The sequence below is a fragment of the Cupriavidus metallidurans CH34 genome, from assembly GCF_000196015.1.
Taxonomy (GTDB): Bacteria; Pseudomonadota; Gammaproteobacteria; order Burkholderiales; family Burkholderiaceae; genus Cupriavidus; species Cupriavidus metallidurans.
This window is the reverse complement of the sequence record NC_007974.2, coordinates 1,504,385-1,516,452: the sequence shown is the minus strand read 5'-3', so window position 1 is coordinate 1,516,452 and position 12,068 is coordinate 1,504,385. Positions and strand designations below refer to the sequence as shown.

Annotated in this window: 10 protein-coding genes; 2 read left to right on the top strand and 8 right to left on the bottom strand. The window is 65.6% G+C overall.

The genetic code is table 11. The features are described from left to right. Positions 1 to 55: 55 nt before the first annotated feature. The 6 genes from RMET_RS24920 to RMET_RS24895 form a co-directional block, all read right to left on the bottom strand. Positions 56 to 1,507: an aldehyde dehydrogenase family protein gene (locus RMET_RS24920; protein ID WP_011519281.1), complete on the bottom strand. Its 1,452-nt coding sequence runs from the start codon at positions 1,505 to 1,507 to the stop codon at positions 56 to 58. Positions 1,508 to 1,663: 156 nt separating this feature from the next. Further along, entirely contained in the window at positions 1,664 to 3,439 is a 1,776-nt protein-coding gene (locus RMET_RS24915; protein ID WP_011519280.1) for an ATP-binding response regulator, read from the bottom strand. A gap of 12 nt (positions 3,440 to 3,451) precedes the next feature. Then, positions 3,452 to 4,087, bottom strand: coding sequence for a response regulator (locus RMET_RS24910; protein ID WP_011519279.1), 636 nt, complete (start codon positions 4,085 to 4,087; stop codon positions 3,452 to 3,454). 255 nt (positions 4,088 to 4,342) lie between these two features. Next, positions 4,343 to 5,347, bottom strand: coding sequence for a Bug family tripartite tricarboxylate transporter substrate binding protein (locus RMET_RS24905; RefSeq protein ID WP_029306390.1), 1,005 nt, complete (start codon positions 5,345 to 5,347; stop codon positions 4,343 to 4,345). After that, positions 5,344 to 6,354: an NADPH:quinone oxidoreductase family protein gene (locus tag RMET_RS24900; protein ID WP_011519277.1), complete on the bottom strand. Its 1,011-nt coding sequence runs from the start codon at positions 6,352 to 6,354 to the stop codon at positions 5,344 to 5,346. The genes RMET_RS24905 and RMET_RS24900 overlap by 4 nt, the downstream gene beginning before the upstream one ends. Further along, complete coding sequence (locus RMET_RS24895) at positions 6,354 to 7,592, bottom strand: CaiB/BaiF CoA transferase family protein (RefSeq protein ID WP_011519276.1); 1,239 nt, start codon at positions 7,590 to 7,592, stop codon at positions 6,354 to 6,356. Before RMET_RS24895 ends, RMET_RS24900 begins: the two co-directional genes overlap by 1 nt. Before the next feature lie 90 nt (positions 7,593 to 7,682). Between RMET_RS24895 and RMET_RS24890 the strand changes: the two genes are divergently transcribed. Then, a complete protein-coding gene (locus RMET_RS24890) occupies positions 7,683 to 8,633 on the top strand; it encodes a LysR family transcriptional regulator (protein ID WP_011519275.1) in 951 nt (316 codons plus the stop codon). Positions 8,634 to 8,679: 46 nt separating this feature from the next. Here the strand turns inward: RMET_RS24890 and RMET_RS24885 are convergent, their stop codons facing one another. Then, positions 8,680 to 9,573 carry a DMT family transporter gene (locus RMET_RS24885; RefSeq protein WP_011519274.1) on the bottom strand — a complete coding sequence of 298 codons (894 nt, stop codon included), beginning with the start codon at positions 9,571 to 9,573 and terminating at the stop codon, positions 8,680 to 8,682. 204 nt (positions 9,574 to 9,777) lie between these two features. Here RMET_RS24885 and RMET_RS24880 point away from each other — a divergent pair, with 204 nt between their 5' ends. Continuing rightward, entirely contained in the window at positions 9,778 to 10,119 is a 342-nt protein-coding gene (locus RMET_RS24880; protein WP_008641427.1) for a zinc ribbon domain-containing protein YjdM, read from the top strand. 95 nt (positions 10,120 to 10,214) lie between these two features. On the opposite strand, the gene aspT is transcribed toward RMET_RS24880, so the two are convergent. Further along, positions 10,215 to 11,918, bottom strand: a complete 1,704-nt coding sequence (gene aspT, locus RMET_RS24875; protein ID WP_011519272.1) for an aspartate-alanine antiporter — start codon at positions 11,916 to 11,918, stop codon at positions 10,215 to 10,217. Positions 11,919 to 12,068 lie beyond the last annotated feature (150 nt).

Genomic DNA, 12,068 nt, shown 5'->3' with positions numbered 1-12,068 from the left:
GCGCACGCGCTACTTGTGCGCCACTGCGGCGTGCGCTGCTGTGTCAGCGCTCGTCTTATCGCAGCGAAAGCCAGATCGCCTTCGGTTCCGTGAAGTTCTCGATGGCGGCGTCACCGTGCTCACGGCCGAGTCCGGAATCGCCGGCGCCGCCCCAGGGCAGACGCACGTCGGTATAGCCGTACGTGTTGATCCACACTGTTCCCGCCCGTAATTCTCCGGCTACCTTGTGCACGCGCGCGATGTCCGCGCTCCATACCCCTGCGGCCAGGCTGAACGCGGTGCCATTGGCGATGCGCACGGCCTCGGCCTCGTCTTCGAACGGAATCACGCTGGCCACCGGGCCAAAGATCTCTTCCTGCGAGATCCGCATTTCGTGCTCGACGTTCGCGAACACGGTTGGCTCGACGAAGAAGCCGCGCTGGCCGATGCGCGCGCCGCCGGTCACCGCGCTGGCGCCTTCGCGCTTGCCGATTTCCACATAGTCGAGCACGGTTTTCATCTGCGCCGCCGAGACCACGGGGCCCATCGTCGTGTCCGGCGAGGCCGGATCGCCGACCCGTATCGCGCGGGCGCGGGTAGTCAGCCTTTCCACCACTTCGTCGTACACCTTGCGCTGCGCGAGGATGCGTGACCCGGCCGAGCAGACCTGCCCCGAGTTGAAAAAGATTCCGGATGCCGCGGCACGCGTGGCCGCATCGATGTCGGCATCGGCAAAGATCACGTTGGCGGACTTACCGCCCAGTTCCAGTGTGACGCGCTTGAAGTTGCTGGCCGCGCCCTGCATGATGCCGCGTCCGACCCCGGGCGATCCCGTGAACGTCACCTTGTCGATTCCCGGGTGGGCAACCAGCGCATTGCCCACCACGCTGCCCTTGCCGGTGACGACGTTGAAGACGCCCGGCGGCACGCCGGCCTCCAGCGCCAATTCGGCCACGCGCAGGGCCGTCAGTGGCGTAATCTCGGCGGGCTTCACGATCAGCGTGCAACCGCAGGCCAGCGCGGGGGCGATCTTCCACATGCCGATCATCAGCGGGAAATTCCACGGGATGATGGCGGCGACGACGCCGACAGGCTCGCGCACCGTGTAGGTCAGCGCGTCCGGCCGCGTTGGAATCACCGCGCCGTGGATCTTGTCGCACCAGCCCGCGTAATACCGCACAGTGTCGACAACGGCCGGCAGATCCTGTCGACGTACAGCCGCCAGCGGCTTGCCGGCATCCAGGCTCTCCAGCGTGATCAGTTCCTCGGCGTGGGCTTCCAGCAGGTCAGCGAACCGGTTGAGGATGCGGCCGCGATCGGCGGCGCGCATGCCCGCCCAGCTCTTGAGTGCCGCGCGGGCGGCCAGCACGGCGGTGTCGACGTCGGCGGCGCTGCCTTGCGCCACCAGCGCGATGGGTTCTTCGGTGGCGGGGTTGATGTCGGTGGAATACTCACCGCTGCCGGGGGGCAGCCGCTTGCCGTCGATCAGCAGATCGTGCTTCGGCAAGTCGGGGCGTGTGGCGGTCATGGAAGGCTCCTCGCTTGAGTCATGGTTTGAAATGACGTGCGCGTTGGCCGAGGGAATCAGGCCCGCAGTGCCTTGCAGTGTGGTGGGCCGCCAGACCTAAGTCCAATTAATAGGATTGATCTATTCATGCTTTGAATGCATGAATGTGGCTGATGCTTATTGTTGGACCCGATACCATTCGGAGCCCCGGAGCAGGGCGCCAATGGCCGAATGGAGTTCGCCCGGGACCACGGGCTTGTGGAGCAGCGCGGTGCCACCCGCGTGAACGTTGCGAAGCTGATCCGCCGCCGTATCGCCGGTGATGATGATGGCCGGCAGCGCCTGGCTGGTGCGCTCGCGGATCGCCGCAATGGCTTCGTGGCCGTTGCGATGGCCACGCAGCCGGTAGTCGGCCAGGATCAGGTCGGGGGTGAAGGTGCCGAGCAGGCCCAGCGCCTCGTCCTCGGATTCGGCGGGCCGGCAGTCGCAATCCCAGGCCGCCAGCAGTTCGGCCATTGCCTGGCGGATTGCCGGATCGTCGTCGATGACAAGCACGCGCAGGCCATCCAGGCGGATCACGCTGCCTGGGAACGTGACTTCCTCGGGCGCGGCCCAGGCCAGTGGCAGTTGCAGACGGAATACCGAGCCGCGTTCCGGTATCGAATCCAGCGTTACGCGGGTCTGCATCGTGCGCGCCAACCCGTCGACGATAGCCAGACCTAGCCCAAGCCCCTTGCGCTGGTCGCGCTCCGGGTTGCCGAGCTGGTGAAACTCGCGAAAGATCTCGCGGTGCTGCGCGATGGGAATACCGATGCCGGTATCCCAGACCTCGATCGAAGCATGGAAGCGCCGGGGCCGGCAGGCGATCAGCACGCCGCCGGTATGCGTGTAGCGGATCGCGTTGGCGATCAGGTTACGCAGGATCAGTTCGACCAGCGCCGGGTCGCCAAACAGCGTAGCCGTGGTATCGCGGGTGCGATAGACCAGTCCACGCGCATTCGCCTGCGGCGCGAACTCGTTCTCAAGCTTGTGCAGCATCGGCTGCAGCCTGAACGGGCGCGGTCGCGCGGTGATCACACCTGCCTCGAGCTTCGAGAAATCGAGCAGCGTGTTGAGCATCTCCCGCGCCGCGCCGGACGACGCCTCGATGTGGTCCAGCAACTGGCGCTGGTGCGCATCCAGCGGCGTGCGCCCGAGTGACACGAGAAACAGGCCCAGCGCATGGAGGGGCTGGCGCAGGTCATGGCTGGCCGATGCCAGGAACACCGATTTGGCGCGATTTGCGTTCTCGGCCTCGCGCAAAGCCTGTCCGGCGCGCGCGGTCTGGTCGCGTAGCTGCGAGATCAGTTCGACATTCTCGAAGCGCAGCGCAATCGAATGACACGCCACGCGCGAGTAGTTGCGCGCGAAGATCAGCAGCACCACCAGATACAGCGGCGTACCAAAGAACATCGGCAGGTAGGCAATGTCATGCGTGAGCAGGAATACGATCCATACGGGCAGGATCGCGGGAATGAAGAAACCGATGGCCACCGGCAGACAGGCCGAGAAGATCGCCAGCGCCGCCGCGCTCATGCCGGCAATCAGCGACAGCACGCAGATCACCACGGCGGGCGACCGGATATCTAGGTAGAGCCAGGCCACCAGTCCCCACAGGCTGCCGATCAGCACTAGCATGACGGTCATGGCGCGCGCGTAACGTCCCGCGCGCGCCTCGGTCAGACGATCGGGCACGGCCAGCCGGCCGAAATGGGCGATGGCGCAGAGCACGACCATCGCCGCGGCCCATGGCATGGCGCCGGGGTGTCCACCCGTGACCGTCAGGCCGACTGCCAGGATGATCGCCGCAAGCGAGCAGCCAAGCATCGCGATGCCGAAGCTCTGGTCGATCAGCTCCATCTGCGCCGCAAGCAGGCGCGGCTCGTCATAGTGAGGCAGCACGGAGGACCACATGCCGGGCGTGCGTCAGCGTTGTGCCTGCACCAGACCGCGGCGCTGGGCTTCGAGAATGGCTTCCACGCGGCTGACCACGCCGAGGTGGTCGAGAATCGCCGCCACGTGCACGCGTACGGTGTTTTCCGACAGGCCGAGGTGATAGGCGATGACCTTGTTCGAACGCCCCAGATTGAGCTGGTTCAGGACCTCGAGCTGGCGCGGCGTGAGCTGGCTGGGCTTGTAGGCCCGGGTGTGGGGGAGGCGGTCGCCGGGCTGTTCGGTCTGGAAGTACGTGCCGCCCGCCAGGCAGCAGGCAATCGCTTCCTCGATCTCGCGCGGGTCGGCGGATTTCGGCAAGAAACCAGCGACTTCCTTGCGTGCCTCGTCGGGAATCGCGTCGATGCCCGACGTGCCGGAGACGATCACGATCGGGGCGCGGGAGAAATGCCGACGGAGCACCTTGATGCCCTCGATGCCATTCAGCCCAGGCATCTGGATATCCAGCAACAGGATATCGACCGGCTTGTCGCCATGCGCCTCGGTGGCCTCCATGACCGATCCCGCCTCCATGATCGACGCGACGTTCGGGCTGGCGGCCAGCAATAGCTTCAGTCCGGTGCGGAACAGCGTGTGGTCATCGATCAACAGAAGCCGGGCTTGCGACATGAGAAAGTGCGGGGGGCGACAGACAAGGACGATTGGACTCGATTCCAGCGTGCTTGTCCATGATGCTTACCCCCCGGCTGTCTTTCCGGCGTTGCCCCGCATTTGGGGTAGTCCGGAAAGATTATTGGCAACGCGTAAAGTCGCTGCCACGATGCTGACATGGACGAATTCCGCGACTTGTCCATACCACTTTGAGTACCCGCTCCACCCGGCAGCGGGTATTTTTTTGGCCTCGGCGAAATATGCCGATTGGAATCATTCGTCGGCCTTCGCGCCGGAGCGATGCACGATCTCCGCCCACTTCTTGCCCTCGGAGACGTTGTACCGCGCGAAATCCGCCGGCGAGGACCCGACGGGTTCGGCGCCCATGTCGGCGTACTGCTGGCGCACGTCAGGGCGCTTCAGCGCGGCAGCGGCATTCGCCGCCAGCTTTTCGACGATCGGAGCCGGCGTGCCGCGCGGCGCCCACAGGCCATACCACGTGCTGATGTCGAAGCCCGGCAGGCCCGATTCGGCGACGGTGGGCACGTCTGGCAGGGCGCTGGCGCGGTGCGCGGTGGTCACCGCCACGGCACGCAGCTTGCCCGACTTGATAAACGGCATGGCCGACGGCATCGAATCGAACATCAGCTGGATCTGCCCGCCCATCAGGTCGGTCAATGCCGGCGCGCTGCCTTTGTACGGCACATGCTGCATCGGCACCTTGGCCGCCAGCTTGAATGATTCGCCAGCCAGTTGCTGTGCCGATGCATTACCGGCCGAGCCGAAGTTGAGCGCGCCACCCTGGCGCTTGGCGTACGCGATCAGGTCCTGCACGGTCCTGACCGGCGAATCGTTGTTGACCACCAGTACAAGCGGCACCTCGGCCAGTTGCGTGATCGGAACGAAGTCCTTGAACGCGTCGTAGCGCATCTTGGAGTAGATGCTCGGGTTGATCACGTGCAGCGAGGCATTGGCCAGGATCGTGTAGCCATCGGGCGTGGCGCGTGCGACCGCTTCCGCGCCGATCATGCCGCTGGCCCCCGGCTTGTTGTCGACGACGACGCTCTGGCCCATGCTCTCGCCCATCTTGACCGCGACCACCCGCGCGAGCAGGTCGGTCGGTCCGCCGGCGGGGTAGGGCAAGACCATACGCACCGGATGTTGTGGAAACGTCTGCGCGGACCCAACGGCGGGCAGCATGGCGAAGGCCGTTCCCACGACTGCCAGCGCAACATGCAGCCGTGACCAGGCCGGCGTCTTTGTAGATGGATGATTCATGTCTCTGTCTCCTTGATTTTTATTGCCACCTTGCCAACAACCTTGCGGGATTCCAGCGCGGCGAGGGCATCCCCCAGGCCGGTGATCGGATAGACAGCGGACACGGTCGGCTCCAGCTTCCCTTCCGCAGCCCACTGAAACAGGGTGGACATGACCTGCTGCAACGCCGGGGCGTGCTCGGCGCGCTCGTCGGACGGCGTCCAGCCGATGTATCGGCCGAAGAAGAAGCCGTGCAGCGTCAGGTTCTTGACCAGTAGCAGATTGACCGGCGCCTGCGGGATGGACCCGCTGGCAAAGCCGATGCTAAGAATGCGCGCGTTCGGCGCTGCGGCGCGCAGCGCCTGGCCGAACAGGTCGCCGCCGACCGGGTCCACCACCACATCCGCGCCACGGCCACCGGTAAGTGCCTTGACTTGAGCGGCGAGGTCCTGGGGCGCAACCGCGTGCGTGGCCCCGCGGCGCAGCGCGTCGGCGCGTTTTGCCTCGGTGCTGGCGCAGGCAACCACGGTCGCCCCAAGTTGCCGCCCGATCTCCACCGCCGCGAGTCCGACGCCAGCGCCAGCGCCGAGCACCAGCAGGGTGTCCTGCGGCGTCAGCGCGCAACGCCAGACCAGGCCGCAATAGGCGGTGCCGTACGAGAGCGGGATCGGCAGCGCGACCTTCGGCGGCAGCGAGTCGGGGACAGGGTAGACGGTGTACTCAGGTACCGTGAATCGCTCCGCGTAGCAGCCCCAGTCGGCAATGGCTACGACCCGGTCACCTGGGCGCAGCCGTGTGACGGCCTTGCCGCAGGCCACCACGCGTCCCACCGCTTCCGTGCCGGGCACGAATGGCAGCGGCGGGCGGCGCTGATACTGGCCAGCGATCATCAGGCCGGTGGCATGGCTGACGCTGGCGAACTCCACTTCGATCGTGACCGCATGGGGGTCGGCCAGGGCGGGTTCGGACACGGTCGCGAGTTCCACATCCTCGACGCCGCCGAACTGCTTGCATACGAGCGCCTTCATCATGCCATCGCCTTCGCCGACGTGGCCGTTGCCTGTCGCACCACGCCTAGCCGCAGCCATTCGTCGATGGCGTGGCTGCCGAAACCGGCTTCCTGCAGCAACTGCACCGTGTGTTCACCATTCTCGGGGGCTGGCCCGGCGGGCCGCCGCATGGCCCGGGCCGGGATCCCGGCGAAGGGCAGAGCGCCCAGCCCCGGTTGCTCGATCGACTGGAATGTCTGCCGGTGCGCCGCCTGCGGGTGCTGCAGCACATCGGCATAGCCGCGGACCGGGGCGTGAAGCACGTCGTGCCGGCTCAACTGTTCCTGCCACGCACTGGTAGTGCGCGTGACGATGATGTCGCCGACCTGCCGGTTCAGCAGCGCCGCGTGTTCCATGCGACTGGCGTTGTTGACGAAGCGCGGGTCAGCCAGCCAGTCGTCGCGGTCGAGGGCGTGACAGAGCTTGGCGAACTGCGCATCGTTCAGGGCCAGCAGCGTCACACTGCCGTCACGGGTGGCAAAGACCCCGTTGGGCGCGCTGACCGGGCCGGCAACGGCCTGGCCCGCGATGGCGTGCTCGAGGAGATTGTTGGCCTGCAGCGCGCAGCAGGCATCAAACAGATTCAGTTCGACATGACCGCCGCGCCCGGTGCGGTACCGCCGGCACAAGGCAGCGGCGCAGGCCTGGGCCGCGTAGAGGCCGGTGGCGGCGTCCGCCAGCAACATGCCGATGCGGCGGGGTGTTCCGTCGACGCTACGGTTCGCGAACATTAACCCGCTGTCAGCCTGCATCACCGAGTCGGACGCCGGGTAGTCGGCGTAGGGGCCATCCGGACCGTAGCCGCTGATCGAGACATAGACCAGCTCGGGGCGCAGCGCCGCCAGCGCGGCATGGCCCACGCCAAGCCGATCCGCTACCTGCGGGCGAAAGTTCTGCACCACCACGTCGGCCTGCAGCGCCAGCTGGCGCAGGACATCCTTGCCAGCTTCGACCGTGGCGTCCACGCAGATGCTGCGTTTGCCGCCGTTGTACGCAATGCTCAGCGCGCTCGTATCACCGCGCACGACCCCGACCTTGCGCCCCCAGTCTCCGGACGGCGGCTCGACCTTGATGATCTCCGCGCCCTGCTGCCAGAGGATATGCGCGCAGTACGGGCCGGCGATGCCCTGGCTGATGTCCAGCACACGCAGGCCGGCAAAAGGCAGATCGAGCAGGCCGTCATCGGTTGGATGAGTGGAGGCAAGGGCATTCGGCATGGGCGGTTCGGCATGATTTAGCGCGATGCCTATGCTAGGGTTACGCCTCCGCCGTGACAATCCGTCGTTTTGTGCCAGTGGTGTTGACTCATGATTGACAATAGCTTGGATCTCAACCTAGTACGGCTGTTCGTGACGATGGTGGAGTCGCGCACGTTGACGGCGGCTGCCGAGCGCAGTGGCATGACCCGCTCCAATGTGTCCCGCCGTCTGAAGGTGCTCGAACAGCACCTCGGTGCCCAGTTGATGCGCAGGACAACCCGGCACGTCGAGCTGACGGAGGCCGGGCAACTGCTCTATGCCCACGCACTGCGGATGCTCGACGAACTGCAATCGGCCAAGACCGCGATCGACAGCCTCGGCACGGTGGTGCGTGGCGACGTGCGTATCCGTCTGCCGACCGGGCTCGGTCATCTCTACCTGACGCCGCTGCTGCTGGAGTTCGCCCGCATCTACCCACAGATTTCGCTGCGCGTGGTCATCAACGACAACATCGGCGACCTGATTTCCGCCGAGGTCGACATGGCGCTGAAGATCACGTCCCAACCGCCAGATGACCACGTGGCGCGACGCATCTGCGACGTCGGCTGGTGCCTGTGCGCGACGCCGTCTTTCCTGGACAGCCGTGGCCCGATCCTGAGCGTGGCCGACCTGGAGAGCTGCGACATGATCGCGCCCGCATCGCTGGGCCGACGCTTCACGCTCAAGGTGTGGATGGCAGGCACCCCGACGACCTTGCGCGTGTCACCACGTATCCAGTCCGGCGACTATCCGTTTCTGCTGGAATCGATGATTGGAGGTCTTGGCGTGGCACTGCTGCCGCGCTATGCCGTCTGGCGTCAACTCCAGACAGGACAGGTCCGCGAGGTGCTAGCCGAATGCGAGGCGGAGGGCGTGGGGGACAGCGTTTACATGCTGACGGCATCGAATCGCTACCCGACGCTGGCGACCCGCACGCTGATGGATTTCATCCGCGTGCATCTGGAGCGGCAGGCGGAGAGTTGGCGGCGGAGCGGCAATCCGCAGTTGGTGTCGGCGTAGCCGACATGGTGGGAATGGCCGAGCAGATGTGGTGCTCCCTATCCCCCTATCGCCGCTGCGCCAACCAGATCCCAGCCCCGATACAAACAAGCCCCATCCCGTGATACCAATGAGGCGACTCGCCCAGCAGAACGGTGGAAAGCACGGCCGCAAACAGCGGCGTGAGGGTGATGAAGAAAACCGGCAGTTGCGCTCCAGCGCGCGAGATGGCGCGATCCCAGACGAAATACGCCAGCAGCGACGGCACGGTGCCCACATACAGCAGGATCCACGCGACCTTGCCGCTCCACTGCAGGGGTTCCGTCAGCCGGCCGAGTTCCCACGCGGCGACGGGAATGCTGGCGATGACGCCTGCCACGATCTGCGCAAGCAGAAGTACCGGCAGCGGCAGGTCGGGGCGGTGCTTGCGCAGTAGCCAGGTGTAGAAACTCCAGGTGATCGTCGCGGCGAGCATGTACAGGTCGCCGGGCACGAATTCGAGATGGGCCAGCCGCTCGGGCTCGCCGCGCATCAGCACGAACGACACGCCCAGCAGGCAGAGCAGGGCGCCCGCCACCTGCCACGGCCGGAAGCGCTCGTGGAAAAAGCAGGCGCCGATCAGCAGCAGGAAGAGCGGGGTGGATGCGCCGATCAGGGTGACGTTGATCGGCGTGGAGGTGGTGAGCGCCAGATACTGGAACGCGTTATAGCTGGCGATCGACAACAGGCCCATGGTGGCGAGCATGGCGAGATGCTGTCGCAGCGCGGCGCGATGCGTCATGACGCCCCGCCACGCGTAGGGGGCCAGCAGCAATGCCGCGATGATCCAGCGCACGAGATTCAGCGTGATCGGTGGCACGGTGCCCGCGGCGAGGCGTCCGACGATGGCATTTCCGGCCCAGGCCAGCGGCGGGAATGTCAGCAGGAACAAAGTGGTCGCGTCGATGCGGGTGGTCTTCATCTTGTGAGAGAGCGCGGCTGACGGGCCCCGCGAGTGAACGGGACAGTGACGTTGCGGGAGCCGGCAATATACGTCCGATACGGTGATCCGTGTTGTATCGGACGGTAGCCATCATGGGTACTCCCGTTCGGAGAGCGCTGGCCGGGAGGGAGGTTGGGCGGCGCGGTATACTTCCCGCCTTTGTCACGCCACTCAGGATTCCCCATGAGCGCATTGCCCGCCTGCCCGAACTGTCATTCCGAGTACACCTACGAGGATGGCGGCCTCTTTATCTGCCCGGAATGCGCGCATGAATGGTCGGCGCAGGCGTCCGCACCGGCCGAAGCGGAAGTTCGGGTTCATCGTGATTCGGCGGGCAACGTGCTGCAGGACGGGGATACCGTCACCGTTATCAAGGATCTCAAGCTGAAGGGATCCGCCGGCACGATCAAGATGGGTACCAAGGTGAAGAACATCCGCCTGGTCGACGGCGATCACGATATCGACTGCAAGATCGACGGCTTTGGTGCCATGAGCCTGAAATCGGAGTTCGTCCGGAAGGTGTGACGGCCTACTGATTCCGTTCCGGGGCAGCGGCTGAGCGCACGCATCAGCCTCCGGAATGATGCTCCACCTGAGGGCAGCAACACGCCCGTTATCGATCACATGCCGCCAACGCGATATGCGAGGGCCACGATGATTGGCCCAAGCACCGGCAGCATCACGTTGGCGATGGCATACGTCACCGTGTAGCCGAGCAGCGGCACCGAACTCTGGCTGGCGGCCAGCACGGCGCTGATCGCCGGCGTGCTGACGTGCTGCCCCGCGATGGCGCCGACCAGCAGTGGCCCCTGGATTTTCAGGAATTTGTGGCCGATCCAGAGTGACATGCATGCCGGCGTCAGCGACACGGCCAGGCCGACGAGCGGCAACACGGCGCCATGCTCGCGAATCAGCGTGACGGCATCAGGTCCGGCAGACAAGCCGACGCAGGCCACGAACATCGCCAGTCCCAGGTCTTTCAGCAACTGGACCGCGGCGCTTGGCATGTCGCCCACGCCGGGCCGTTTGAAATTGATCCAGCCGAAGACAAGACCGCTGAGCAGCGCGCCGCCGCCGCTGCCGAGCGAGATCGGGATGCCGGCTGCCTTCAGGGTGACGCTGCCGATCAAGAGGCCAATCAGGATGCCCGCGCACAGGAAGACGAGTTCGGTGGTATCGGTGGTGCGTAGATCCCTGCCCAGGTTGCGGGCCGCTGAGGTCAGTGTCGGTTCCACGCCCACCAGGCTTACCCGGTCGCCATGCTGCAGGCGTGTGGCGGGCGTGATCGGCAGGCTCATGCCGGATCGAACGATCTGCTGGACCCAGACGTAGCGAAGATGTTGCTGGGCGGCTTCCCGGCCGAGTTCGGCCAGCGAGCGGCCATTGACAGCGGGATTGTTGACGATCACCTGATGCTCTTCGAGCCGCAGCACGTCGGACTGGCTCAGCGGCAACGACACCTCCTGGCCAATCACCTCGCGAGCCGAGACGAGTTTGTCGCGCACGCCGATCAGCGCCACGATGTCGTCCCGTTTTATGGTCAGATCCGGCACCGACTCCATGAGCTTGCCGTCGCGCACCAGCCCCATCACCAGTGTCCGCCCGCCAAGCGCGGCTTCCAGTTGGCGCACGGTCAGGCCGGCCGCATGTTCCACGCGGTGAGCACGTCCCACCAGGCGGGGCAGCACCGGCTGCGTGGCGACGTCATCGTCGGACGCGGCCTGCAGTTCCTTGGCCAGTTCGCTCGATGCCTCGCGCAGGTTGAAGCGAAGCAGGAAGGGAGCCACCTGGCTGGTGAAGAACACGATGCTGATCAGGCCGACGAGGTAGGTCAGCGTATAGGCCGTGGCGATGTTCGATTGCATCCGGGCCAGTTCTGTCGGGACCAGGTTCAGATGTTTGAGCGCCTCCGCAGCCGTGCCGACCACTGCGGATTCCGTCGCCGCGCCGGCTGCGAGACCCGCCGCCGTGCCAGGGTCCAGATCCAGCATTCGCACGGCCACCAGCACGATTGCCAGTACCACGAACGCTTCGATGAGCGGCAGGACCATGAACCGCAGGCTGGAGCGGTTCAAGTTCGCGAAGAACTGCGGGCCGCCCGAATATCCCATCGCGAAGATGAAGAGCGCGAAGGCAACGTCCTTCAACTCGCCGTGCATCTGGCACCCGGTCTGCCCGACAAGCAGCGCCACGATCAGCGTGCCGCAGACACCGCCGAGCACGATCGGGCCGACGCGAAGCTTGCCAATGGCGTAGCCAAGGCCGACGGTGATGAACAGCACCGCCGTGGGCATCTGGTTGAAGAATCCGATTGAGCATTGCATGGGCGGGAGATCCTGTAGACACGAGGGTCGTGCGCAAACGCCTGCGGATACCGGAGGATCCTGACTCGCGGCCAGGGCTGTGGCTGGCACCCCCTGGCAAGGCCGGACTCTCCCAGTCTCGACAGCATATCAACGCGAGTATCGGCAACC